This window comes from Streptomyces sp. NPDC019443 (genome assembly GCF_044389785.1).
Taxonomy (GTDB): domain Bacteria; phylum Actinomycetota; class Actinomycetes; order Streptomycetales; family Streptomycetaceae; genus Streptomyces.
In genome coordinates this window covers 186,561-211,800 of record NZ_JBIRYJ010000004.1, presented here as the reverse complement: position 1 = coordinate 211,800, position 25,240 = coordinate 186,561, and the positions used below count along the sequence as shown (strand labels likewise).

Below are 25,240 nucleotides of genomic sequence, written 5' to 3'. Positions count from 1 at the left end.
GAGGTAAGCACGCCATGACGCAGCCGCCACCGCCGCCGAACCAGCCCCCGCAGGGAGGGTTCGGGGCGCCCCAGGACCCTCCGCCGGGAGGCTTCGGAGCCCCCACGCCCCCGCCCCCGCAGAACCCTTCGTACGGCTATCCGCAGACGCCGCCGCCCGCTCAGCCTCCGCAGGGCCCGCCGCCGGGACAGCCCGCTTACGGCTACCCGCAGGCACCGGGCCAGGCACCGGGCCAGGCACCGGGCCAGGCGCCCGGCCAGCCCCCCAACTACGGCTACCCGCAGGGTCCGCCGCCTGCCCAGCCGGGCTACGGCTACCCGACCCAGCCCATGCAGCCGCAGCCTCAGTACATGCCGCCCCAGCCCGGCGGCCCCGGCAGCGGCGGCGGTAAGAAGCTCAGCACGCAGATGCAGATCATCATCGCGGCGTCCCTCGCCGTGGTGCTGATCGTCGCCGGCGGCATCTGGTACGCCTCCTCCGACGACGGGGGCGGCGGCAAGAAGGACGAGAGCAAGAACAGCTCGGACGCCGGACCCGCGGGCTCCACCGGCGGCGACAGCGGAGGAAAGGCCGCCGACGGCCCCGGCAAGGAGAAGGCGCCCGCGAACGTCAACTCCAAGGTGGCCTTCCAGCTGCCGGAGCCCGCGCGCACCGACCTCACCAGCGTCAAGGGCTCCTGGGTCACCGACAAGGCCTACGTCAAGCCCGGCGTGAACTCCCTCGTCGGCTACGACGCGGCCAAGGGCACCCCGCTGTGGACCCTCCCGCTGCCGGGCCAGATCTGCGCGGCGTCCCGCCATGTGTCCGAGGACAACAAGGCCGCGATCGTCTTCGAGGCCACCAAGCGGGTCCCGCCGAAGAACTACCAGCCGTGCACCGAGGTCGGCGTCGTCGACCTCAGCGCCGGCAAGCTGCTGTGGAGCAAGTCCGTCAAGGGCACGTCCCGGGGCGACGAGAAGATCAGGTTCAGCGAGGTCACCCAGAGCGGCACCGCGGTCGCCGCGGGCGGCACCGACGGCGGCGCGGCCTTCGACCTCACCAGCGGCGCCGTCCGCTGGAAGCCCACGGCCAACGCCGAGGGCTGCTACGACATGGGGTACGGCGGCGGCCCGGCGCTCGTCGCGGTCCGCAAGTGCGGTTCGTACGACAGCCCGCAGGTCATCATCCAGGGCCTGAACCCGGACAACGGCACCCCGGCGTTCTCGTACAAGATGCCGGCCGGCGTGGAGTACGCGAGCATCCTCTCCAGCAAGCCGCTGGTCGTCGCCGCAGACGTCGGCGACACGGGCTCGGGCGGTATCTCGGACTTCTTCTCGCTCGACGACAAGAGCGGGACGCTGCGCGCCAAGATCCCGGCCACCGGCGACAAGTACCAGGCGCGGTGCGGTTCCACCGAGGTCGAGACCTGCCAGAAGGCCGTCGTCGGCAACGGCCGGCTGTATCTGCCGACCGCGGACCACGAGGGCACCGGGGAGTACGGCGACACCAACGAGATCGTCTCCTTCGACCTCGCCACCGGAAAGCCGATCAGCGGCCGGGCGGACGCGGGCGACCGGTACACGATGTTCCCGGTGCGCATGGACGGCGGCAACCTCATCGCGTACAAGTGGCCTCCCTACGACAAGGGCGGCCAGGTCGTCAGCATCGACGGCAGCACCTTCAAGCAGACGGTCCTGATGGAGAATCCGGCCGACAAGGCGGTACGCGAGGCGGAGACCAGCTTCTCCTCGGACCACGCCGAGTACCGCTATGCCAATGGGCGGCTGTATGTCGGGGCGGTTCTGATGAGCAAGCCGTCGTCTTCCTCGTCGTCCTTCGGGAAGAAGTACCTGGCTGTCGCCTTCAGCACGGCCGACTGATTTCCGGACAACTGGGCAGGTGGCCCGGCACATCGGTTTCCGATGTGCCGGGCCACGGCCATAAGTAGCCCTGTTTGGAGAAGAATTCGGCACTCTGGGGGGCTTTTGCCGAGTTAGGGGAGCGCGATGTCGAACAAGCGTGTAGCTTGCCGGGGCAGGAGGGCCGGGGGGCCTGCTCCAAGGGGGAGGGTTGCTCGATGGGCGTGCGGCTCATGGTGCTCGATGATCACCGACTGCTCGCCGAGGCACTCGCCTCGGCCTTGAAGCTGCGTGGGCACCGGGTGCTCGCGGCGGCGGCCCCCGCGGCCGGCGCCGCCGACCTGGTGGTCAGCAGGGCGCCCGAGGTGTGCCTGCTGGGCACCGCGACGCCCGCGGAGCCGGGCGCGTTCGACCCCATCGTCAAGATAAAGCGGGAGCGTCCGCAGGTGGCCGTGGTGGTGCTCGGTCCGGTGCCGAGTCCGCGCGGGATCGCCGCGGCCTTCGCGGCCGGCGCCTCCGGTTACGTACGCCACGACGAGCGCATCGAGGGCGTCGAGCGCGCCATGGTCAAGGCCCGGGCGGGCGAGGCGGTGGTGGCGCCGCAGCTGCTGCAGGGTGCGTTCGCGGAGCTGCTCAACCCGGTCGCGCAGCCGGACGACGAGGGGCAGCGGCTGCTGCAGCTGCTCACCCCGCGCGAGGTCGAGGTGCTGGTGCGGGTCGCGGAGGGCGAGGACACCCGGCTCATCGCGGCCGGCATGGGGATCGCGCCGAGCACGGCCCGTACGCATGTGCAGCGGGTACTGATGAAGCTGGGGGTCGGCTCCCGCCTTGAGGCGGCGGCGCTGGCCGCGCGCACCGGGCTGCTGGACCGGGCGGCGATCGTCTCGTCGGTGCCCGGTCAAACGGCGGATTAGGACCGACCGCATCCAGGAGTGCGGGCGCTCGATCACCCAGTGCTTGCCGGCCTGGACCCGGGCGCTTGCCCCGGTCCACCGGTGAGAGCCCCGCGTTCTCCGGAGCGCCGAGGCCCAGCAGGTCTCCCGCCGGGCTGTCAGGCCCTGCGCGTCGGTTGAACGAACTGCGGCACCAGCCGCTCGAGTTCCCGCGTCGGCAGGGCCAGCTCCGCCCAGATCACCTTGCCCTCTGCGGTGTACCGCGTCCCCCAGCGCTCGGCTGTCTGGGCGACGAGGAAGAGCCCGCGGCCGCCCTCGTCCGTGACGGCGGCGTAGCCCAGATGCGGTGACGTGCTGCTGGTGTCGGAGACCTCGCAGATCAGCGTCCGGTCGCGCAGCATCCGCACCCGGATGGGGCCCGTGGCATGCCTGATGGCGTTGGTGATCAGCTCGCTGAGGATCAGCTCGGCCGTGAATTCCACCTCCTCCAGGCCCCATTCCTCCAGCTGCCGGGTGGCCTCGGCGCGCATGCCCGCCACCGCCGCGGGATCCGACGGCACGTCCCAGTCGGCCACCTGGTCAGGGCTCAGCCCGCGCGTACGGGCGACGAGCAGCGCGATGTCGTCGGCGGCACGTGGGGGCAGCAGGGCGTCGAGCACCACCCGGCAGGTCTCCTCCGGCGGCCGCTCCGCACTGGCGAGGGCACTGCGCAGCAGCTCCAGTCCGACGTCGAGGTCCCGGTTGCGGCTCTCGATGAGCCCGTTGGTGTAGAGGACCAACTGGCTGCCCTCGGGCAGCTCCAGCTCCGCCGCCTCGAAGGGCAGGCTTCCCAGGCCGAGAGGCGGGCCGACGGGCAGCTCGGCGAATTCCACGGTGCCGTCCGGATGGACGAGCGCGGGCAGCGGATGTCCGGCACTGGCCACGGTGCAGCGGCGGGAGACCGGGTCGTAGATCGCGTATAGGCAGGTGGCGCCCAGGACGCCGCCGTCGGCGGCGCCCTGCTCGTCACTGTGGTCGGCGCCGCCGATGTCGGTCGCCGTCTCGTCCTGGTCTATCCGGGCGACCAGTTCGTCGAGGTGTGAGAGGAGTTCGTCGGGCGGCAGGTCCAGCGAGGAGAAGTTGTGCACCGCCGTACGCAGCCGTCCCATCGTGGCGGCCGCGTGCAGCCCGTGCCCGACGACATCGCCCACGATCAGCGCAACGCGCGTGCCCGGCAGCGGAATGACGTCGAACCAGTCGCCGCGCACCCCCGCCTGCGCGGGCAGATAGCGGTAGGCGGCGTCGACGGCGTTCTGCTCGGGCAGGCCGCGGGGCAGCAGACTGCGCTGCAGTGTCACGGCCATCCTGTGCTCGCGCGTGTAGCGGCGGGCGTTGTCGATGGACACCGCCGCGCGGGCGACCAGCTCCCTGGCGAACGACATGTCGTCGGGCACGAACGATTCCCTCCCCGTCAAGCGGTAGAAGTTGGTCGTGCCCAGCACGACGTTCCGGGCGCGCAGCGGAACGGAGATCGTCGAGTGGAGGCCGTAGTCGATCATCCTCGCGGCACGCTCGGGATGCGGTTTTCGCCACAGTGCCCAAGCCGGGCCGCTCAGGTCCGGGATGACGACCGGCTCCCCGGACAGGAGATCCCAGGGCATCCCGGGCGGCCCGTATGGGACGAGGTCGCCCACCTTGAGGAGGGGATGGTCCTCGGCGACTCCGCTGAGTGCGGTGCGGAGCATGTCGCCCACCCCTGTCGGCGGATCCTCACCCCGCAGCACGTTCTCGAACAGGTCGACGGTGACGAAGTCCGCGAACCCCGGGGCGACGTACTCCGCCAGCTCCTCCGCCGTACGCCGCACGTCGAGCGTCGTGCCGATCACCGCCCCGGCGTCGTACAGCAGCTTCAGGCGTCTGCGCGCCAGCTCGGCCTTGCCCGAGAGGGCACCCAGCTCGGTGGCATCGCGCAATGTCGCGACGCCACCGGGCGGGCCGCCGGCCCGGTCGGTCGGCCGGTGGTTGACGGCCAGCAGCCGGTCATGGCCCGAGTGCACCTCGTCGATGGCCTCGCGCTCCGAGGCGAGCAGAGCGGCCAGCGTCGGGGCGAGGCCGAGTTCGCTGACGTGACGTCCCTCCGCGTCGGGCGGCAGCTGGAGCAGTCGGCGGGCCTCTTCATTGGCGAGTATCAGCCGCCGGTCCCCGTCGGTGACCAGTACACCTTCGCGGACGGAGTGGAGCACCGCGTGCTCGTAGGTTCGGGCCGTCCCGGCCGGATCTGGACCGTGTGTCCGGCGCCGCAGCCGTTTGCGCAGCAGTGCAGTCACGGCGGTGGCCAGGGCGAGCGCGGCGGCCGCCGCTCCGAGTCCGACCGGAAGCCGGCGGTCGGCCAGGCCGCTCACGCTCACGGGCTCGAGTCCGAGGGAGAACATGCCGAGGCGGACGGGCGGACCCCCGGATCGGTCGAAAGCGTTGACCATATCCTCATTATCGGATATTGGCTGCTATTTAGGCCGGAGGGGATGGCCATCAGGCCGATCAGGCCCGCCTCGAGCACAGGCTGACGTAACGCCCCGATCCCGGTTTCCCGGCACCACCGTTCCGGCCTCCGCCGTCCAGCAGACGTTGAGGGGGAGGAACGGGACCCTTGCCGCCCCACCCGCGCCGGCCAGGCCTACGTTCAGGGATTCATTCGGCGGGAGGAGCCTCTTCGTGCGCGGACAGGCGGGATGCGGCCTTCGGTCCTTGAACCCAGTTCACTCCTGGGGGTTCTGATCTGACCTCTTGTTCGTAGCTGCGTGCAAGCGCTCTCTCCGTGTCCCGCCCACCCATTGACGTCACTGTTGGCTCGTGGTTTGTTATGTGCGGTTCTGTTTGGTGGGAGTGAGGGGCTCCACGGTGAAGAAGACGTCGACCCGGCTTGCCGACGGTCGTGAGCTGCTCTACTACGACTCCCGCGACGACGCCGTACGGGACGCCGTCGACCGGCGGCCGCTCGATCCCATCTCCACCACCTCCGAGGTCCGCCGTGACCCGCTGCTCGGCGACTCGGTCGCCATCGCCTCACACCGCCAGGGCCGCACCTACCACCCGCCGGCCGACGAATGCCCGCTCTGCCCGTCCCGGGACGGCCGCCTCAGCGAGATCCCGGCCGCCGACTACGACGTCGCCGTCTTCGAGAACCGCTTTCCCTCCCTGGCCGGCGACTCCGGCCGCTGCGAAGTCGTCTGCTTCACCTCCGACCACGACGCCTCTTTCGCCGACCTCAGCGTGGAGCAGGCCGCGCTGGTGCTGGAGGCCTGGACCGACCGCACCGCCGAGCTCGCCGAACTCCCGCAGGTGGAGCAGGTCTTCTGCTTCGAGAACCGGGGCGCGGAGATCGGCGTGACGCTCGGGCACCCGCACGGCCAGATCTACGCGTACCCCTTCGTCACGCCGCGCACCGCGCTGATGCTGCGCTCGGCCGCAGAGCACCGGGCGAGGACCGGCCGCAACCTCTTCGACGACATCGTCGAGCGGGAGCGCGCCGAGCGCGCACGGGTGGTACTGGCGGGTGAACACTGGGTGGCCTTCGTGCCGTACGCCGCGCACTGGCCGTACGAGGTGCACCTCTACCCTCGGCGGCGCGTGCCGGACCTTCGGGCACTGGAAAACGCGGCGCGCACAGAGTTCCCACAGATCTATCTGGAACTGTTGAGGCGCTTCGACCGGATCTTCGGGGAGGCCGAGCCGCCGACGCCGTACATCGCCGCCTGGCACCAGGCGCCCTTCAGTGAGGTCGACCGGAGTGATTTCGGGCTGCATCTCGAGCTTTTCACCATTCGACGGACTTCCGGCAAGCTGAAGTTCCTCGCGGGTTCCGAGTCCGGTATGAGCGTGTTCATCAATGACGTGCCGCCGGAAACCGCGGCCGAGCGACTGCGAGAGGTAGCGAGCGAGTGAGCAAGTACTTGGTGACGGGCGGGGCCGGATACGTCGGCAGCGTGGTGGCGCAGCACCTGCTGGAGGCGGGGCACGAGGTGACCGTCCTCGACAACCTCTCCACCGGCTTCAGCAAGGCCGTGCCCGCGGGCGCGGCCTTCATCGAGGGCGACATCCGCGACGCCACCAAGTGGCTCGACGCCTCGTACGACGCGGTACTGCACTTCGCGGCCTTCTCGCAGGTCGGCGAGTCCGTGATGCACCCCGAGAAGTACTGGGCGAACAACGTCGGCGGAACGATGGAACTGCTCGCGGCGATGCGCTCCGCGGGGGTGCGCAAACTGGTCTTCTCCTCCACCGCGGCGACGTACGGAGAGCCGGTCAGGGCCCCGATCACCGAGACCGACCCGACCGCGCCGACCAGCCCGTACGGTGCGTCGAAGCTGGCCGTCGACCACATGATCACGGGTGAGGCGGCGGCGCACGGTCTGGCGGCCGTGTCCCTTCGGTACTTCAACGTGGCGGGTGCGTACGGCAGTTGCGGCGAGCGCCACGACCCCGAGTCGCATCTCATCCCGCTGGTGCTGCAGGTGGCGCTCGGACGGCGCGAGTCGATCTCGGTGTTCGGGGACGACTATCCGACGCCGGACGGCACCTGCGTACGCGACTACATCCATGTCGCGGACCTCGCCGAGGCGCATCTTTTGGCGCTGGGCGCGGCGACGGCGGGGGAGCATCTGATCTGCAACCTCGGCAACGGAAACGGGTTCTCGGTGCGCGAGGTCATCGAGACCGTACGCAAGGTCACCGGGCACCCGGTCCCGGAGGTCGTGGCCCCGCGCCGCGGAGGCGACCCGGCGGTGCTGGTCGCCTCCGCGGCCATCGCGCGTGAGCGGCTGGGCTGGCGGCCGAGCCGCGCGGACCTGGCGGGCATCGTGTCGGACGCCTGGGACTTTGCCCGGGGGAGGGAGAACGTGTCATGAGCGAAGGTGTGTGGGCGGCACCCGGCAGGGTGAATCTGATCGGTGAACACACCGATTACAACGACGGTTTCGTGATGCCCTTCGCGCTGCCGCACACCACGGTCGCGACGGCGGCCCGCCGGGACGACGGCGTACTGCGGCTGCACTCGGCGGACGTCCCGGGCGGCACGGTCGAACTGCGCGTCGACGACCTCGCACCGGGGCGCGGGCCGGGCGGCTGGACCGACTATCCGGCGGGTGTGGTGTGGGCGCTGCGGGACGCCGGCCATGCGGTGGGCGGCGCGGACTTCCACTACGAGTCGACGGTCCCGGCAGGCGCGGGGCTCTCGTCCTCCGCCGCACTCGAAGTCGTCACGGCCCTGGCCTTGAGCGACCTGTACGAACTGGGCCTGGAGCGGGGGCGGATGGCCCGGCTGTGCCGGCGCGCCGAGAACGTCTACGTCGGCGCGCCCACCGGGATCATGGACCAGACGGCCTCGGCGTGCTGCACCGCGGGCCACGCGCTGCACCTGGACACGCGGGACCTGTCGCAGCGCCATATCCCGTTCGACCCGGCGGCGCTCGGCCTGGAACTCCTGGTGGTCGACACCCGGGTCAAACACGCCCACAGCGAGGGCGAGTACGGCAAACGCCGCGCGGGCTGCGAGGCGGGCGCGGCGGCGCTGGGGGTCCCTGCACTGCGGGACGTCCCGTACCCGGACCTCGCGGCGGCCCTGTCCCTGCTGGACGACCCGGAAGTACGCGCCCTGGTCCGCCACATCGTGACCGAGAACCACCGGGTGGAACGGGTGATCGCCCTGCTGGAGGCGGGCGAGGCCGACGCGATGGGCCCGGTCCTCACCGAGGGCCACGCGTCACTGCGGGACGACTTCCGCGTCTCCTGCCCGGAGCTGGACCTGGTGGTCGAGGCGTCGCTGTCGGCGGGCGCGCTGGGCGCGAGGATGACGGGCGGCGGCTTCGGCGGCTCGGCGATCGTCCTGACGCCGACGGCGACGTCGACGACGCTGAAGAAGTCGCTCCTGGAGGCGTTCGCGTCGACGGGTTACGAGGAGCCACGGATCTTCCCGGCAACCCCGTCCCCGGGAGCGCGCCGCGTGTCCTGAGGGGGACGCTCCCACCCACCCGCCCTTAAGGCAGGGGCGGCCCCCCGCGCCCCTGCGGGGAGCCGCGGCAGCTTCGCCCCCCGCGGGGCAGAGCGCGTCCGTTTGCGGCTCTGCGCCGTGGTGCAACTTCGCGCCGGGTGGATGCGCTCGCCGACCGCGGCAGCTTCGCTCCGGGGGAGCCCGCGTGGTGCCGAGTTGCGGCTTCGCACCGCGGGGCTTGTTGCGGCGGCTCGGCGCCCCGGCACATTTGGCAGCCGTGTTGCTGCGGCTTCGCGCCGCCGGCGGCACGCGTGCGGGGGCTTCCGCTCGAGCCGCGAAGCCGGCGTCTCGGGGGTCTGGGGGGTCTGGGGGCGTCAGACCCCGCCGGCCTCGTACCCCCTCGGGGGTCTGGGGGCTTGCCCCCGGTTCGGGAAGGGGCGGGAAGGGGAGAACGCCGCCCCCTCAACCACCGTCACCCAACCGCTTCACCAGCAAGAATTCGGTCGCGCCCGGCGGATACTCCTCCACCCGCCCCACCACCTCATACCCCTGCCCCCGGTAAAACCCCGGCGCCTGAAAGTCCCACGTCTCCAGCCGCGCGTGCCCGCACCCCCGTTCCTCCCGCGCCAGCCGCTCCGCCTCCCCCAGCAGGCGCTTGCCCAGCCCCGCGCCCCGGTGCGACTCGGCCACCCACAGCAGGTCCACGTGGAGCCAGCGCGCCCACGTCAGGGCCGTCAGTCCGCCGGCCAGTTCGCCCGTCCTGTCCTCCACCGCCCAGACCTCCAGCGGCACTTCCTCCTCGTGCGGCGTACCCCGCAACCTGCGTATCGCCAGGGACCGTTCCGCGTTGTCGGACTCCAGCCGTTCACCGAGCAGCCTGCGTCGATCTTTGTCGACTTCCGCCTCAATACGAAACATGTGGCACACCCTAAACACCCTGGCCAATCAGTTCTGCAAATAGCCTTCCGCTCCAGCCACCCGGCCGTAGTCTGATGCTCAGCACCGGTGGGGGCCGGTGTCGATCAGGGGGCGAGACAGTCGGGTACGACGCCCGGGGCGGGGTATCAGTCACAGCACGGCGGCGGCCGAGCGACCGCTGTACTACCCCAATTCTCCGGGCGCCGTACCCGCGCCCGTCTCTCCTCCGACACTGGGGGTATCTGTGGTTCGTATCCGGGTCCTGGTGGTGGACGACCACCGGATCTTCGCCGAGTCGCTCGCTGCCGCCCTCGCGGCCGAGCCCGATGTCGACGTCGCCGCGGCCGGCAGCGGCCCCGCCGCGATGCGGTGTCTGGAGCGGGCGGCCGCCGAAGGGCGCAGGTTCGACGTCATGCTCGTCGACGCCGACCTCGGCGCCCAGGTCGTGCCCGGCGCCCGTGCCGTCGTCGCCCGCGCCGTGCCGGACAACGGCGAGGACGGCCTCGTCGACGGCATATCCCTGGTCGTGGGCGTCCGTTCCGGCCAGCTCGCGGTCCGTACCGTCGTGCTCGCCGAGAAGGACGACCCACGTCGTGCCGCTCTCGCGCTCCAGGCCGGCGCCTCCGGCTGGGTCGCCAAGGACTGCTCCCTGCAGCGGCTGCTCGCGGTGATACGAGGCGTCCTGCGGGACGAGACGCATCTGCCGCCCGCCCTGCTCACCGGCGTACTGCGGGAGTTGACCGCGGCGCGCAAGCACCGCACCGAGAGTGAGCGGCTCGTGGAGTCGCTCACGCCACGCGAGCGCGAGGTACTGCGCTGCATGGTCGCCGGTCTGGGGCGCAAAGCCGTGGCCGAGCGCCTCTTCCTGTCCCCGCACACCGTCCGGACGCATATGCAGAACGTTCTGGGGAAGCTGGGCGTGCACTCCACGCTCGCCGCGGTCGCCCTCGCCCGCCGCGCCGGCGTCGGCCCGGTCGACCTAGCCGGGGATGTTGTCGAACGGGGCGGTCAACTGGCGTAGCAGCGCCGCCAGTTCCGCCCGCTGCGCCCGCGACAGCTCCGCCAGGATCGCGCGTTCCTGCGCGAGCAGCCCGGCCAGCGCCTGGTCCGCACGGTCCCGCCCCTCGGGCGTGAGCCGCACCAGCACCCCGCGCCGGTCGGAGGGGTCCGGCAGTCGCTCCACCAGGTCCTTCTTGGCGAGCCGGTCGATGCGGTTGGTCATGGTGCCCGAGGTGACCAGCGTCTGGGTCAGCAACTGGCCGGGTGAGAGCTGGTACGGAGCCCCCGCGCGCCGCAGCGAGGTCAGTACGTCGAACTCCCAAGGCTCGAGATTGTGCTCGGCGAAGGCGAGCCGACGGGCCCGGTCGAGGTGGCGGGCGAGTCTGGAGACGCGGCTGAGCACCTCAAGCGGTTCCACGTCGAGGTCGGGGCGCTCACGGCGCCATGCTGCGACCAGTCGATCGACCTCGTCCTCCATGTCGATCAGTGTAGAGGGTCTGTCGATGTGAAGTCTCTTGACATCAAGATATATTCGGGTTCAGGCTTGGGCATGGTCGGGCCGGGACATCGTTCCGTTTCGGCGCACCGTTCCTGCAAGGGGGCTCGAACATGCATTCCGTACCAACCTGGGATCCACATCAATACCTGCGACACGCCGGGCATCGCACCCGCCCGTTCATCGATCTGCTCGCCCGGATACCGCAGCTACCGAATCGCGATATGCCCGCCCGTATCGCGGACATCGGCTGCGGCCCCGGAAACGTCACCGCACTCCTCGCCGACCGCTGGCCCACCGCCCACATCACCGGCTTCGACCTCTCGCCCGAGATGCTCGCCATCGCCGACAAAGAGCACGCCGGCACCACATTCGGCGGCGGCTGGCTCGACTTCAGGCCCGCCGACGCCGCGCACTGGACACCCGACGAGCCTTACGACCTGATCGTCTCCAACGCGGCCCTGCAATGGGTGCCCAACCACCCCGAATCGTTTCCTCTCTGGATCGAGAACCTGGCCCCGGGCGGCACCCTCGCCTTCCAGGTCCCCGGCAACTTCACCTCACCCAGCCACGCACTCCTCGGCGAGCTCTGCGAAACCCCGCAGTGGCGCGCCCGCCTCGGCGACCACGGTCGCCGCTTCGTACACATACTGGAGCCCGCCGACTATCTCGCCCGCCTGGTTGACCTCGGCTGCCGGACGGACACTTGGGAGACCACGTACTACCAACTCCTCACCGGGGACGACCCGGTGCTGGACTGGGTCAAGGGCACCGCCCTGCGCCCGGTCCTCACCGAGCTCGCGGACGAGCCCGACGCCGCGGACGAATTCCTCGCCCAGTACCGCGATCTGCTCCGCAAGGCATACCCGCCGGGCCCGCACGGCACGGTGTTCCCGTTCCGCCGGATCTTCGCCGTCGCACGAAGGGGGTCGTGATGCCGATCGTCGACCGTGTGACGGCGTGCTGAGCACGCGGGAGCGCCCCGCCCCCGGTCGTAGACCGTGAGACGGGGCGCTCCGGTGTTCTCTAGTACAGATTGGTGTACGTGTTCCAGCCGTTGCCGATCTTGGCCTTGGTGTTGTACCCGCCCGTGGCCTTTGCGGTGTAGCGGTACAGCTCTCCCGCCGCGTTGGCGCCGACCAGGTCCGCGCGTCCGTCGCCGTCGAGGTCGCCGGGGGACGACAGCTTGGTGTACGTGTTCCAGCCCGAGCCGATCAGCGTCCTCGCCTTGAACGGCGCCGAGGCGACGCCCGTACCGGCGTACAGATACAGCCTGCCGTCGGTGCCGCGGGCGATCAGGTCGCTGCGGCCGTCGCCGTTGACGTCACCGGCGCCGACCAGCTTGTTGAACCCGTTCCAGCCGGTGCCAATCTTGAGCCGGGCGGCGAACTTCGAACCGGTGCCGTCGCCGCGGTACAGATACAGCGCACCGGAGCCGTCACGCGCCAGCAGGTCGCCCTTGCCGTCGCCGTTCAGGTCGCCGGGGCCGGTGAGGAGGTTGTAGACACCCCAGCCGCTGCCGATGACGTGGACCTCGCCCGACGAGTGGCTGAGGTTGTACAGCGTGCCGTTGTACAGCTCGAGAAGGTCGGCGAAGCCGTTGGAGTCGAGCGAGGAGGTGAAGGTGAGCTTCGTCCCCTTGAAACCGCCGATCTCGCTGACCTGGTCACGGGCGCTGAGCAGACCGTTGTTCAGCGCGTAGTAGGTGAACAGCGTGCCGTTGGTGTCCAGCCCGAGGACCTCGTCCTTGCCCAGGTGCGGGTTGTTGCCCGCGCCGGCGAACTGCGCCACCGCGTTCCAGCCCGACCCACCCGACACACGGGGGAGGAACGCGCCCGTCCCCGTGGACTCGTAGGTGTACAGCAGGCCCGAAGGCGTACGGGCGACGAGGTCGCCGAGACCGTCGCCGCTCTGGTCGTCGAGGCTGAGGATCTGGTTGTAGCCGTTCCAGCCGTTGCCGACCTTGACGCGGCCCTTGAAGGGCGAGTCGGGGTTGGGGTTGCCGGAGTAGAAGAACAGCTCGCCGCCGGGTGTACGGGCGAAGAGGTCCGCGATGCCGTCGCTGTTGACGTCGTTCACGCCGATGAGCTGGTCGTACCCGCCCCAGCCGGAGCCGACCTTGACCCGGGCGGCCATGGGGGCGGCTGCTCCCGGGGTCGTCCGGTACAGATACAGGTCGCCCGACGGCGTACGCGCGAGGATGTCGCCGCTGCCGTCGCCGGTCAGGTCGCCGGGCGAGAAGACCTTGTTGTACGCCTGCCAGCCCACTCCGGACCAGATGATCGTGCCGTGGTCGGGGGAGCTCCGGTAGGCCGAGAGCCGGCCGCTCGACAGCAGGGTGAAGTGGACCGGTCCTGCCGCCTCGAGACCGGCGACCGAGAAGACGTCCTTGAACGTCTCGTTCGCAGCCTCACTGGTGTCGAAGAGGTACTCGTAGGAAGTGGTACCGCTGGTCGGCGCCACATAGATCCTGCCGTTGCCGGCACGGTAGAGAAGATCGGTGAAGCCGTCGCCGTCGATGTCGCTCCGCGGCTTGGCGACCGGGACGTCGGCCGCGTCCGCCGCGGAGTGCTGCTTGGCGCCGTGCTCGGGAAGCGTCAGCTTCGGCTGCTCAATGCTCGGCCTGGTCTGCTCGACCGGCGCGGGCGGCGGCACGCTGTCGTCCGCCGCCGCAGGGACGGCGAGTAGCATGCCTGCCGAGACGGCGAGTGCCGTGCAGGCCGCGATCCTGCGGGCGCGTCTGAAGCGCACGCCGACGGGACGGCCGGGTTCCACTGAAGACAAGGTCCCCCCCTGGGGAAAATGGTGGAACCGGGTTGAAGACGTTCGCAGTTGCTCTTTTTGAGTGGCGAACCGTTCCCCGGATAATCGCAAATTCTACAACTGTGGAATCCGGGCCGGTAGATGGACAGGGGTCCGAAGGGGCGTCAGTTCTTGCGGTGCCCTATCAGTCGCGGCTTCTGCTCAAGACCGTCCAGGCCGTGCCACGCCAGATTCACCAGATGTGCCGCGACCTCCGCCTTCTTCGGCCGACGGGCGTCCACCCACCACTGGCCGGTCAGCGCGACCATGCCGACCAGCGCCTGCGCGTACAGCGGGGCGAGCTTCGGGTCGAAGCCCCGGGCCTTGAACTCGAGGCCGAGGATGTCCTCGACCTGGGTGGCGATATCGCTGATCAGCGAGGCGAAGGTGCCGGTCGACTGGGCGACCGGAGAGTCCCGGACGAGGATGCGGAACCCGTCCGTATACCTCTCGATGTAGTCGAGGAGCGCAAACGCCGCCTGCTCCAGCAGCTCCCGCGGATGCCCCGCGGTCAGCGCGCTCGTCACCATGTCGAGCAGTTGGCGCATCTCGCGGTCCACCACGACGGCGTACAGCCCCTCCTTGCCGCCGAAGTGCTCGTACACCACCGGCTTGGAGACGCCCGCCTTCGCGGCGATCTCCTCGACCGACGTGCCCTCGAAACCCTTCTCGGCGAACAGGGTGCGGCCGATGTCCAGCAGCTGCTCCCGGCGCTCCGCCCCGGTCATCCGGACCCGGCGCGCGCGCCGGCTCCCGGAGGGCCGGCTCTTGTCCGGTTTGCTGGTACTGCCGTCGATCGCCACGTCTTCAATCATGCCGCGTCGGCGGTGTCGCTCTTGCGGCGGGCGTCGATGCGGGACGCATCGGGCCAGCGCACGTCGTACGCCCAGCCCAGCTGCTCGAACCAGCGGATGAGCCGGGCGCTGGAGTCGATCTGGCCGCGCAGGACGCCGTGGCGTGCGCTCGTCGGGTCGGCGTGGTGCAGGTTGTGCCAGGACTCGCCGCAGGACAGCACCGCGAGCCACCACACATTGCCCGAGCGGTCACGGGATTTGAAGGGGCGCTTGCCGACCGCGTGGCAGATGGAGTTGATCGACCACGTGACGTGGTGCAGCAGGCAGACGCGGACCAGCGAACCCCAGAAGAAGGCGGTGAACGCCCCCCACCACGACATTGTGACCAGACCGCCGACCAGCGGCGGGACGGCCAGCGAGAGAATCGTCCAGTAGATGAAGTCGCGGGAGATCCGGCGCAGGGCAGGGTCCTTGATCAGATCCGGCGCGTACTTGTGCTGGGGCGTCCGCTCCTCGTCGAACATCCAGGCGATGTGTGCCCACCACAGGCCCTTCATCAGCGCGGGGACACTCTCGCCGAAACGCCAGGGCGAGTGCGGGTCGCCCTCGGCGTCGGAGAACTTGTGGTGCTTGCGGTGGTCGGCCACCCAGCGCACCAGCGGGCCCTCGACGGCCAGCGAGCCCATGACCGCGAGCGCGATCCGCAGCGGGCGCTTCGCCTTGAAGGAGCCGTGGGTGAAATAGCGGTGGAAGCCGATCGTGATGCCGTGGCAGCCGATGTAGTACATGGCCACGAGCAGGCCGAGATCGAGCCAGCTCACCCCCCATCCCCAGGCCAGCGGCACGGCCGCGAGCAGGGCGACGAAGGGCACCGTGATGAAGAGCAGCAGGGCGATCTGCTCGATCGACCGCTTGCTGTCCCCGCTGAGCGTTGCGTAGGGGAGGTCGGCCGACGGCGTCTCGGGGGCGTCGTTCAGCAGATCGGGGCTTGTCGTCATGGGGTCCCCTGTGGGGTGAGAGATCACAACAGATACCGCGTTACGGATGCGTAACCTACGGCATCGTAAGTATGGCAGTGTGCAGCCTCGCAGCAAGAGACCTGTGGATAACGTCAGGGAAATGGACACCTATCCTGGGTGTCGTCGGACAGCGCGGTCCGCAGCCTCCAGACCCCTCCAGACGTGCTCAAACACTGCAAGGAGCCGCACCTGTGAGCAGTGCCGACCAGACTCCCACCGCCAGTACCGAACTGCGCGCCGACATCCGCCGACTGGGCGACCTTCTGGGCGAGACCCTCGTCCGCCAGGAGGGCCCCGGACTCCTGGAGCTCGTCGAGCGGGTCCGGGCCCTGACGCGCAGCGACGGTGAGGCCGCCGCCGAGCTGCTCGGCGACACCGACCTGGAGACCGCGGCCAAGCTGGTGCGCGCCTTCTCCACCTACTTCCATCTGGCGAACGTCACCGAGCAGGTGCACCGCGGCCATGAGATGCGTGAGCGGCGGGCCGCCGAGGGCGGGCTGCTGGCCCGTACCGCGGACCGGCTCAAGGACGCCGACCCCGAGCATCTGCGCGAGACGGTCAGGAATCTGAACGTCCGGCCCGTGTTCACCGCCCACCCGACCGAGGCCGCCCGGCGTTCCGTACTGAACAAGCTGCGCCGGATCGCCGAGCTGCTGGAGACCCCGGTCAGCCCCGCCGACCGGCGGCGGCACGATCTGCGGCTCGCCGAGAACATCGATCTGATCTGGCAGACCGACGAGCTGCGGGTGGTGCGGCCCGAGCCGGCCGACGAGGCACGCAACGCGATCTACTACCTGGACGAGCTGCACGCGGGCGCCGTCGGTGACGTCCTGGAGGACCTGGCCGCCGAGCTGGAGCGGGTCGGCGTCGAACTGCCCGCGGGCACCCGGCCGCTGACCTTCGGCACCTGGATCGGCGGCGACCGTGACGGCAACCCCAATGTCACCCCCGCGGTGACCTGGGAGGTGCTGATCCTCCAGCACGAGCACGGAATCACCGACGCGCTCGACGCCATCGACGGCCTGCGCGGACTGCTCTCCAACTCCATCCGCTACACCGGCGCGACCGAGGAGCTGCTGAGCTCGCTCCAGCGGGACCTGGAGCTGCTGCCGGAGATCAGCCCCCGCTACAAGCGCCTGAACGCCGAGGAGCCGTACCGCCTCAAGGCCACCTGCATCCGGCAGAAGCTCGTCAACACCCGCGAGCGCCTCGCCAAGGGCACACCGCACGCTCAGGGCCGCGACTACCTCGGCACTGCCGAGCTGCTGCACGATCTCACCCTGATCCAGACCTCGCTGCGCGCGCACCGCGGCGGGCTCTTCGCCGACGGCCGCCTGGACCGCACGATCCGTACGCTCGCGGCCTTCGGACTGCAGCTGGCGACGATGGACGTACGCGAGCACGCGGACGCTCACCACCACGCGCTCGGGCAGCTCTTCGACCGCCTCGGCGAGGAATCCTGGCGCTACGCCGACATGCCGCGCGACTACCGGCAGAAGCTGCTCGCCAAGGAGCTGCGCTCGCGGCGGCCGCTGGCGCCGACGCCCGCGCCGCTGGACGCGGCGGGGGAGAAGACCCTGGGGGTCTTCCACACCGTCAAGGAGGCCTTCGAGCGCTTCGGGCCGGAGGTCATCGAGTCGTACATCATCTCGATGTGCCAGGGCGCGGACGATGTCTTCGCGGCGGCGGTGCTGGCGCGCGAGGCCGGACTGATCGATCTGCACGCGGGCTGGGCGAAGATCGGCATCGTGCCGCTCCTCGAGACCACGGACGAGCTGAAGGCCGCGGACGTCATCCTCGACGGCATGCTGGCGGACCCCTCGTACCGGCGGCTCGTCTCGCTGCGCGGCGATGTCCAGGAGGTCATGCTCGGGTACTCCGACTCGTCGAAGTTCGGCGGCATCACCACCTCGCAGTGGGAGATCCACCGCGCGCAGCGCAGGCTGCGTGATGTGGCGCACCGGTACGGCGTACGGCTGCGGCTCTTCCACGGCCGCGGCGGCACGGTCGGCCGCGGCGGCGGCCCCTCGCACGACGCGATCCTCGCGCAGCCGTGGGGCACGCTGGAGGGCGAGATCAAGGTGACCGAGCAGGGCGAGGTCATCTCCGACAAGTATCTGATCCCGTCGCTGGCCAGGGAGAACCTGGAGCTGACAGTCGCGGCGACGCTGCAGGCGTCCGCGCTGCACACGGCCCCGCGCCAGTCGGACGAGGCGCTGGCGCGCTGGGACGCGGCGATGGACACGGTCTCGGACGCGGCGCACTCGGCGTACCGGCGCCTGGTCGAGGACCCGGACCTGCCCGCGTACTTCTTCGCCTCCACGCCGGTGGACCAGCTTGCGGATCTGCACCTGGGCTCGCGGCCGTCCCGCCGGCCGGACTCGGGGGCGGGCCTCGACGGTCTGCGGGCCATCCCGTGGGTCTTCGGCTGGACGCAGTCGCGGCAGATCGTGCCGGGCTGGTTCGGCGTCGGCTCGGGCCTGAAGGCGCTGCGTGAGGCGGGTCTGGACACGGTCCTGGACGAGATGCACGAGCAGTGGCACTTCTTCCAGAACTTCATCGCGAACGTCGAGATGACGCTGGCCAAGACGGACCTGCGGATCGCCCGGCACTACGTGGACACGCTCGTCCCCGATGACCTGAAGCATGTCTTCGCCACGATCGAGGCGGAGCACGCGCTGACGGTCAGCGAAGTCCTGAAGGTCACGGGCGGCGAGCGGCTGCTGGGCTCGAACCCTGTGCTGCAGCAGACGTTCGGCATCCGCGACGCGTATCTGGACCCGATCTCCTACCTCCAGGTCTCGCTGCTGGCGCGTCAGCGCCAGGCGGCCCAGAAGGGCGAGGAGCCGGACCCGCTGCTGTCGCGTGCGCTGCTGCTGACGGTCAACGGCGTGGCGGCGGGGCTGCGCAACACCGGCTGACGACACGCGAAACGGCCCCCTCCCCGCGCGGGGAGGGGGCCGTTCCTGGTGCGCGTCAGTGCTTTGGCACTCGTCAGTGCTGCTGGGCCTTGCGGCGGCGCGCGATCAGGTAGCCGCCCGCGCCGACCAGGGCCGCGGCGACCGCCGAGATCGCGCCGACCGGGGCGCTCGAACCCGTCTCGGCGAGGTCACCGCCGCCGGCCGGGGACGGGGACGGGGCGGCCGTCGGAGCCGTGGAAGCGGAGGTGGAGGAGGTGGGCTTCGTCGTCGGCTCCTCCGAGGGCTCCTCTGAGGGCTTGCCGGTCGGCTCCCCGCTCGGCTCGCCGTCGTCCTCGCAGTCGGTCCAGAAGACCTTGTGCTTGGCCTTGCCGTGCTCACCGTCGAAGTTCCAGACGAGCTTGTAGTGCCCGTCGGGCAGGGTCTTGTCGTCCGTGCGGCCGTGACCCTCGCCGTCCAGGGTCAGTGAGCCGCTGTCAGCGACCGTGCCCTTGGTGCCGGTGGGCGGCATCTCGACGATCTTCCAGTCGACTTCCTGGCCGCCGTCGAAACCGAAGGCGTCGAGGTAGAAGGAGCAGACGTGCGGCTCGTTCTTGCGGAGCTCTTCGCCGGTCTTGGCGTCGTGGATTTTCACGGTGCCGTTGTCGCCGGGCGGGGTGGCGAACGCGGATGGAGCGGCCGACAGCGAGAGCGCCGCTGCTGCCACCAGGGCGCCTGTGGACGTAAGGGTGCGCATGGGCAATCCAACGTGTAGAGAGGATGGGTGCCGTGGGGGGCGGCTCAGCGTCCTGTGAACTCGCGCGCCCGTCAAGGCAACTATTGACGCATCTGCACCAAGAGTCGGCACTTGTCCCGATAATCCTGGATAACGATCAGGTGAATGCGCGGTTCGGGCAAGGGGGTTGGGGGCTCCGGGAGTCCGGGCTCAGAGCGCGAAGAACGCTCCCACGAGCAGCGCGCCGCCCGCCGCCGCAGTCGCCCAGGCGAGCCGGGTCAGCCTGAGGCCGCCGCCGATGACAAGGGCGGCGAGGAGCAGTGCGCCGCCGAACGGGAGCCAGGCGTGAAGGGCACCCGCTGTGCCTGTGCGGACCACTTCCTCCGTGCCCGGCTTCACCACCACCGGGAGCTTCGCGCCCTTCTTCACGGCTATCGACTTCTCGATCGTCATGCCTGTGCGGGGCGCGGCCGAGCCCTCCGGGTCGTACGGTCCTGTGCAGGTGTCCGCGCCGCAGCCGGCGACCGTGAGCGTGCCGTGTTCCCGGCCCTTCGCGAGCAGGACGTGCTGGGCCGTGCCCCACGACGACCAGAAACCGGCCACCAGTAGCAGCGCGGTGACACAGGCCATGGCCGCCCGGCGGCCGTAGAGGAGCAAGTGAGTCCGGTTCACAACGCGCGATCCTTGGCCATGTGACCGCGCTCGGTCAACCCAGGGCCCGGCCTTATCAGGAGTTGTACGTACTTTGCGCCCGCTCCAGGCCCTCCGCCATGAGGCACTCCACCGCGTCCGCCGCCCGGTCCACCAGGTAGCCGAGTTCCTTGCGTTCCGTGGACGAGAAGTCCTTCAGTACGAAGTCCGCGACCGGCATCCGGCCCGGCGGGCGGCCGATCCCGAACCGCACCCTGTGATAGTCCGCGCCCATCGCCTTGGTCATGGACTTCAGGCCGTTGTGCCCGTTGTCGCCGCCGCCCAGCTTCAGCCGCAGCATGCCGTAGTCGATGTCCAGCTCGTCGTGGATCGCAACGATGTTGGAGACCGGCACCTTGTAGAAGTCGCGCAGCGAGCTGACCGGGCCGCCGGACAGATTCATGTACGACATCGGCTTGGCGAGGATCACCCGCCGGTTCTCAGGACCGGGCGCGCCGATCCGGCCCTCCACGATCTGCGCCTGCGCCTTCTGTGCGCGTTTGAACTTGCCGCCGATGCGCTCCGCGAGCAGGTCGGCGACCATGAACCCGACGTTGTGCCGGTTCGCGGCGTAGTCGGGCCCGGGATTGCCGAGGCCCACGATGAGCCAGGGGCTGTTCACCTCGGACATCTGCGCTGCGTCTCCTCGCGTAAGGCGTAAGGGCATTCGTACCCACAGGGAAACGGGGTGGCGGGCCGCAGCCCGCCACCCCGTCAAGCCAAGCTCAGGCAGAGCTTACGGCTCAGGCCTCGGCGGCCTCTTCACCCTCGGCCTCGGCCTCGGCGCTCGGCTCCTCGGCCTGCGCGGCCAGGACCTGCAGGACGACGGTGTCGTCCTCGACGGCCAGGGTCGTGCCGGACGGCAGCGGCACGTCCTTGGCGAGGATGGAGTCACCGGCCGCGAGGCCCGCGATGGAGACCGTGACGGACTCGGGGATGTGCGTGGCCTCGGCCTCGACCGGCAGGGCGTTCAGCACGTGCTCGACCAGGTACGCACCCGGGGCCAGCTCGCCCTCGGTGTGCACGGGGATCTCGACGTTGACCTTCTCGCCGCGCTTCACGATGAGCAGGTCGACGTGCTCCAGGAAGCCCTTGATCGCGTCACGCTGCACGGCCTTCGGGATGGCCAGCTCGGTCTTGCCCTCGACGTCCACGGCGAGCAGCACGTTGGAGGTGCGCAGGGCGAGCAGCAGCTCGTGGCCCGGCAGCGTGATGTGGATCGGGTCGGAACCGTGGCCGTACAGAACACCGGGAACCTTGCTCTCGCGGCGGACGCGACGGGCCGCACCCTTGCCGAACTCGGTACGGATCTCGGCGGCGAGCTTCACCTCGGACATGTGCACTCCTCGTATTGCAGAAAAAACTCTGGTGGCGGTCACCCGGCCACGACAGGCCTGCTACGAAGAGCGCGTCGATAACGGACCGCCGCACCGAAAAGTGCGGCCTCCCTCGCCGAGCAACTTCGACAGTCTACTCGGAGTGCCCCGAGCCACCCAATTCGATCAAGAGGTCCCGAGCCCAGCCACCGGCAGGGCATGAGAAAGGGCCGCTCCCAGCGGGAACGGCCCTTTCTCGTACGTCCTTCAGCCCTGCTCCTCGAAGAGGCTCGTCACCGAACCGTCCTCGAACACCTCACGCACCGCACGCGCGATCGTCGGCGCGATCGACAACACCGTGATCTTGTCGAGCTCCAGGTCGCCCGGGTCGGGCAGCGTGTTCGTGAACACGAACTCGCTCACCTTGGAGTTCTTCAGACGGTCCGCGGCCGGGCCGGACAGGATGCCGTGCGTCGCCGTCACGATCACGTCCTCCGCGCCGTGCGCGAAGAGCGCGTCCGCGGCGGCGCAGATGGTGCCACCGGTGTCGATCATGTCGTCGACGAGGATGCAGACGCGGCCCTCGACCTCACCCACGACCTCGTGGACGGTCACCTGGTTGGCGACGTCCTTGTCGCGGCGCTTGTGGACGATCGCCAGCGGGGCGTCGAGGCGGTCGCACCAGCGGTCGGCGACGCGCACCCGGCCGGCGTCGGGGGAGACGACGGTGAGCTTGTTGCGGTCCACCTTCGCGCCCACGTAGTCGGCGAGCACCGGCAGCGCGGAGAGGTGGTCCACCGGGCCGTCGAAGAAGCCCTGGATCTGGTCGGTGTGCAGATCGACCGTGAGGATACGGTCGGCGCCCGCGGTCTTCAGCAGGTCGGCGATCAGCCGGGCCGAGATCGGCTCGCGGCCACGGTGCTTCTTGTCCTGACGGGCGTAGCCGTACGACGGGATGATCACAGTGATGCTCCGGGCGGAAGCCCGCTTCAGAGCGTCGATCATGATCAGCTGCTCCATGATCCACTTATTGATGGGAGCCGTGTGGCTCTGCATCAGGAAGCAGTCCGCACCGCGGGCCGACTCCTGGAAGCGGACGTAGATCTCGCCGTTCGCGAAGTCGAAGGCCTTCGTCGGCACCAGGCCGACACCCAGCTGGTGTGCGACCTCCTCGGCCAGCTCGGGGTGGGCGCGGCCGGAGAAGAGCATCAGCTTCTTCTCGCCGGTCGTCTTGATCCCGGTCACAGCACTGTCTCCTCAGACGTGTTCTCTGGCCACGGGCGTACTGAGCGTGAGCCAGCCGAATTTGTGTGCACGTATCACGGTACGCCGAGATCGACGCACCCGTTTCCGGTCAGTTCTCGTCGGCGACCGGTTCCGTTGCCACCTGCGCCGCTTGCGCGGCGGCGCTTCCGGGGCGCTTCCGAGCCACCCAACCCTCGATATTCCGCTGCTGGCCGCGGGCGACGGCCAGCGAACCGGCCGGTACATCCTTGGTGATGACCGAGCCCGCCGCGGTGTACGCGCCGTCCCCGATCGTGACGGGAGCCACAAACATGTTGTCCGAGCCGGTCTTGCAGTGCGAGCCGATCGTGGTGTGGTGCTTGGCCTCGCCGTCGTAGTTCACGAAAACGCTCGCGGCGCCGATGTTCGTGTACTCGCCGATCGTCGCGTCGCCGACGTAGGAGAGGTGCGGCACCTTCGTGCCCTCCCCGATCGTGGCGTTCTTCATCTCCACGTACGTACCGGCCTTGGCCCTCAGGCCGAGCCGGGTGCCGGGACGCAGATACGCGTACGGGCCGACCGACGCCGACTCCCCGATCTCCGCGTTGTCCGCCACCGTGTTGTCCACCCGCGCGCCCGCGCCGACCGTGGTGTCCTTCAGCCGCGAGTTGGGGCCGACCTCCGCGCCCTCGGCGAGATGGGTCGCGCCCAGCAGCTGCGTCCCGGGGTGCACGATCGCGTCCGGTTCGAAAGTCACCGTCACATCCACAAGCACCGACGCCGGGTCGACGACCGTGACACCGGCCATCATCGCCCGCTCCAGGAGGCGCTCGTTGAGCAGTTTGCGCGCCTCGGCCAGCTGTACGCGGTTGTTGATGCCCAGGATCTCCCGGTGGTCGCCGGCGACCGACGCACCGACCCGGTGACCGGCCTCGCGCAGGATGCCGAGGACGTCGGTGAGGTACTCCTCGCCCTGGCTGTTGTCCGTACGCACCTTGCCGAGCGCGTCCGCGAGCAGCTGCCCGTCGAAGGCGAAGACCCCGGAGTTGATCTCCCGGATCGCGCGCTGCTCCTCGGTGGCGTCCTTGTGCTCGACGATCGCGGTGACGGCGCCGGTGACGCTGTCCCGCACGATCCGGCCGTAGCCGGTGGAGTCCGGGACCTCGGCGGTCAGCACGGTGACGGCGTTGCCGTCGGCGGCGTGCGTCGCGGCGAGCGCCGTGAGCGTCTCGCCGGAGAGCAGGGGGGTGTCGCCGCACACGACGACGACGGTTCCCTCGGGGGTCCGGCCGAGCTCTTCGAGGGCCATCCGGACGGCGTGCCCGGTGCCGTTCTGCTCGGCCTGGTAGGCGGTGCGGGTGCCGGCGTACTGCTCGGCGAGATGTCCCTTGACCTGCTCACTGGCGTGGCCGACGACGACGACGAGGTGCTCGGGGTCCAGCTCGCGCGCGGCGGAGACGACGTGTCCGACGAGCGAGCGCCCGGAGATTTCGTGCAGGACCTTGGGGGTCTTCGACTTCATGCGGGTGCCCTCACCCGCTGCGAGGACGACGACGGCTGCCGGGCGGTTGGCGCTCACGGGAATGCCCTTCGGCTTCGGGTGGTGGACATCCGAAGGATACCGGGGGGTTTCAGGAGTGAAATAAGGGCGGGTCCTGACCGTGGAGGTTAGGACCCGTGTGTCTGGGCTCCCCCATCAGGATTCGAACCTGAACATACGGTACCAAAAACCGCAGTGCTGCCTGATTACACCATGGGGGATGAAATCCAGCTAAACCGGACATTAGGTCAGGTCGCCGGATCGGCACCCAACACTATGCCGTACCAAGCGCCTTCCACGCGACGGTAGAGATCGGCGCTCTGTGTCACGTAGACGGCCAGGCAGCCCCGGTATGTCTCACCCGTATTCTTGCGAATGGTCTTTGGGCTGTGCCGCTTGAGCATGGACTTGCGGAAGGCCTCCGGGCTGACGTTTGCGATCTCCGCCCAGAACCGTTCGGCTGCGGGCACGTCGGCCGATTCGTGAATGCTGACGGCGAAGGGCAAGCGCTCGCGCGGGACCCGGAGCAGATCGAGCCACTGCAAGTACAGCTTGATCACATTTGGGTCGCTGTTGATGAACTTGAGGCTCTCGCGTCGGTCGTAGGCCTTGTCCTTGCCGCCCTCGGCCCAATAGAGCGTGACCCCGGCGATGAGTAGTTCCCGGTCTGAGAGCCGCCCGATCTGATCGAATGCTTGTTGCTTGGTCTTCTGCCGTTCCGCGTCGCGGATGGCGAGTTCATGGTCCCAGCGCTTGCGGGAGGCGAGCTTCGCCTGCTCGGCAGGTGTTCGCCGCGGGGGCGGCTTCGGGAGATCCCGCACCCATAATGAGATCGAGCTCTTCGAGCAACCCAGCTCGACCTGTATCTGGTCGTACGTCATGCCCTTGAGTCGCAACTCCCGCGCCTTCTCCCGCAGGTCGTCCTTCGGGCGCTTCGTCCACTCCGGTGACGGCTCGCCCTCCAGAAGCCGGTTCAGGATGTCGTTGTTGTCGACGAAGAGCCGGTCGCGGATCTGGCGACGGCTGAGGCCCTCCCGTCGCAGCGCGATCGCCTGCTCTCGGAGGCCCTCGAAGTCGGCGTACTTGCCGTGGATCGATGTCATACGGCGATCG

21 protein-coding genes and 1 tRNA gene are annotated in these 25,240 nt (G+C 69.7%); 8 read left to right on the top strand and 14 right to left on the bottom strand.

The window, feature by feature from the left end:
• Nucleotides 1-14: 14 nt before the first annotated feature.
• Together ACH492_RS15135 and ACH492_RS15130 are read left to right on the top strand one after the other, a co-directional pair.
• A complete protein-coding gene (locus ACH492_RS15135) occupies nt 15-1,859 on the top strand; it encodes a PQQ-binding-like beta-propeller repeat protein (protein ID WP_398986548.1) in 1,845 nt (614 codons plus the stop codon).
• Between the two features lie 197 nt (nt 1,860-2,056).
• Entirely contained in the window at nt 2,057-2,752 is a 696-nt protein-coding gene (locus ACH492_RS15130) for a LuxR C-terminal-related transcriptional regulator (RefSeq protein WP_398986546.1), read from the top strand.
• A 137-nt stretch (nt 2,753-2,889) separates the two neighbouring features.
• On the opposite strand, the gene ACH492_RS15125 is transcribed toward ACH492_RS15130, so the two are convergent.
• Complete coding sequence (locus tag ACH492_RS15125; protein WP_398986544.1) at nt 2,890-5,190, bottom strand: SpoIIE family protein phosphatase; 2,301 nt, start codon at nt 5,188-5,190, stop codon at nt 2,890-2,892.
• Between the two features lie 418 nt (nt 5,191-5,608).
• Between ACH492_RS15125 and galT the strand changes: the two genes are divergently transcribed.
• From galT to galK, 3 genes are read left to right on the top strand one after another with little or no spacing between them, the layout of a single operon-like run.
• Nucleotides 5,609-6,652, top strand: a complete 1,044-nt coding sequence (gene galT, locus ACH492_RS15120; RefSeq protein WP_398986542.1) for a galactose-1-phosphate uridylyltransferase — start codon at nt 5,609-5,611, stop codon at nt 6,650-6,652.
• Nucleotides 6,649-7,614, top strand: coding sequence for a UDP-glucose 4-epimerase GalE (gene galE, locus ACH492_RS15115; RefSeq protein WP_398986540.1), 966 nt, complete (start codon nt 6,649-6,651; stop codon nt 7,612-7,614). Before galT ends, galE begins: the two co-directional genes overlap by 4 nt.
• Nucleotides 7,611-8,717, top strand: a complete 1,107-nt coding sequence (gene galK, locus ACH492_RS15110) for a galactokinase (protein ID WP_398986538.1) — start codon at nt 7,611-7,613, stop codon at nt 8,715-8,717. Before galE ends, galK begins: the two co-directional genes overlap by 4 nt.
• A gap of 441 nt (nt 8,718-9,158) precedes the next feature.
• Here galK and ACH492_RS15105 read toward each other — a convergent pair whose 3' ends face one another.
• Nucleotides 9,159-9,614, bottom strand: coding sequence for a GNAT family N-acetyltransferase (locus ACH492_RS15105; protein WP_398986536.1), 456 nt, complete (start codon nt 9,612-9,614; stop codon nt 9,159-9,161).
• Nucleotides 9,615-9,858: 244 nt separating this feature from the next.
• Here ACH492_RS15105 and ACH492_RS15100 point away from each other — a divergent pair, with 244 nt between their 5' ends.
• The gene (locus ACH492_RS15100; RefSeq protein ID WP_398986534.1) at nt 9,859-10,635 is read left to right on the top strand and encodes a LuxR C-terminal-related transcriptional regulator; all 777 of its coding nucleotides are present in this window, start codon (nt 9,859-9,861) and stop codon (nt 10,633-10,635) included.
• Here ACH492_RS15100 and tamR read toward each other — a convergent pair.
• Nucleotides 10,594-11,091, bottom strand: a complete 498-nt coding sequence (gene tamR / locus ACH492_RS15095) for a MarR family transcriptional regulator TamR (RefSeq protein WP_307662936.1) — start codon at nt 11,089-11,091, stop codon at nt 10,594-10,596. The two genes, ACH492_RS15100 and tamR, sit on opposite strands and share 42 nt — an antisense overlap.
• 131 nt (nt 11,092-11,222) lie before the next feature.
• Here tamR and ACH492_RS15090 point away from each other — a divergent pair, with 131 nt between their 5' ends.
• Complete coding sequence (locus ACH492_RS15090; protein ID WP_398986532.1) at nt 11,223-12,044, top strand: trans-aconitate 2-methyltransferase; 822 nt, start codon at nt 11,223-11,225, stop codon at nt 12,042-12,044.
• 91 nt (nt 12,045-12,135) lie between these two features.
• On the opposite strand, the gene ACH492_RS15085 is transcribed toward ACH492_RS15090, so the two are convergent.
• The 3 genes from ACH492_RS15085 to ACH492_RS15075 all read right to left on the bottom strand — a co-directional run bounded on the left by ACH492_RS15085 (nt 12,136) and on the right by ACH492_RS15075 (nt 15,703).
• Nucleotides 12,136-13,884 (bottom strand): FG-GAP repeat domain-containing protein, encoded by a 1,749-nt coding sequence (locus tag ACH492_RS15085; protein ID WP_398987326.1) that lies wholly within the window; start codon nt 13,882-13,884, stop codon nt 12,136-12,138.
• A gap of 152 nt (nt 13,885-14,036) precedes the next feature.
• On the bottom strand, nt 14,037-14,726 hold the full coding sequence (locus ACH492_RS15080; RefSeq protein WP_398986530.1) for a TetR/AcrR family transcriptional regulator: 690 nt from the start codon (nt 14,724-14,726) through the stop codon (nt 14,037-14,039).
• Nucleotides 14,723-15,703, bottom strand: coding sequence for an acyl-CoA desaturase (locus tag ACH492_RS15075; protein WP_398986528.1), 981 nt, complete (start codon nt 15,701-15,703; stop codon nt 14,723-14,725). Before ACH492_RS15075 ends, ACH492_RS15080 begins: the two co-directional genes overlap by 4 nt.
• Before the next feature lie 212 nt (nt 15,704-15,915).
• On the opposite strand from ACH492_RS15075, the gene ppc reads away from it, so the two are divergent.
• Complete coding sequence (ppc, locus tag ACH492_RS15070; RefSeq protein ID WP_398986526.1) at nt 15,916-18,645, top strand: phosphoenolpyruvate carboxylase; 2,730 nt, start codon at nt 15,916-15,918, stop codon at nt 18,643-18,645.
• A gap of 73 nt (nt 18,646-18,718) precedes the next feature.
• On the opposite strand, the gene ACH492_RS15065 is transcribed toward ppc, so the two are convergent.
• From ACH492_RS15065 to ACH492_RS15030, 8 genes are all read right to left on the bottom strand, one after another.
• The gene (locus ACH492_RS15065) at nt 18,719-19,378 is read right to left on the bottom strand and encodes an LPXTG cell wall anchor domain-containing protein (RefSeq protein WP_398986524.1); all 660 of its coding nucleotides are present in this window, start codon (nt 19,376-19,378) and stop codon (nt 18,719-18,721) included.
• A gap of 189 nt (nt 19,379-19,567) precedes the next feature.
• Nucleotides 19,568-19,987, bottom strand: a complete 420-nt coding sequence (locus ACH492_RS15060; protein WP_398987324.1) for a hypothetical protein — start codon at nt 19,985-19,987, stop codon at nt 19,568-19,570.
• 97 nt (nt 19,988-20,084) lie between these two features.
• The gene (gene pth, locus ACH492_RS15055) at nt 20,085-20,678 is read right to left on the bottom strand and encodes an aminoacyl-tRNA hydrolase (RefSeq protein WP_398986522.1); all 594 of its coding nucleotides are present in this window, start codon (nt 20,676-20,678) and stop codon (nt 20,085-20,087) included.
• 112 nt (nt 20,679-20,790) lie between these two features.
• The gene (locus tag ACH492_RS15050; protein WP_398986520.1) at nt 20,791-21,384 is read right to left on the bottom strand and encodes a 50S ribosomal protein L25/general stress protein Ctc; all 594 of its coding nucleotides are present in this window, start codon (nt 21,382-21,384) and stop codon (nt 20,791-20,793) included.
• Nucleotides 21,385-21,630: 246 nt separating this feature from the next.
• The gene (locus ACH492_RS15045; RefSeq protein WP_307662944.1) at nt 21,631-22,608 is read right to left on the bottom strand and encodes a ribose-phosphate diphosphokinase; all 978 of its coding nucleotides are present in this window, start codon (nt 22,606-22,608) and stop codon (nt 21,631-21,633) included.
• Nucleotides 22,609-22,717: 109 nt separating this feature from the next.
• Nucleotides 22,718-24,166, bottom strand: coding sequence for a bifunctional UDP-N-acetylglucosamine diphosphorylase/glucosamine-1-phosphate N-acetyltransferase GlmU (glmU, locus tag ACH492_RS15040; RefSeq protein ID WP_398986518.1), 1,449 nt, complete (start codon nt 24,164-24,166; stop codon nt 22,718-22,720).
• A gap of 109 nt (nt 24,167-24,275) precedes the next feature.
• Nucleotides 24,276-24,348: transfer RNA gene (locus ACH492_RS15035), tRNA-Gln, on the bottom strand.
• A gap of 27 nt (nt 24,349-24,375) precedes the next feature.
• Nucleotides 24,376-25,230: a hypothetical protein gene (locus ACH492_RS15030; RefSeq protein WP_398987322.1), complete on the bottom strand. Its 855-nt coding sequence runs from the start codon at nt 25,228-25,230 to the stop codon at nt 24,376-24,378.
• Between the last annotated feature and the right edge of the window lie 10 nt (nt 25,231-25,240).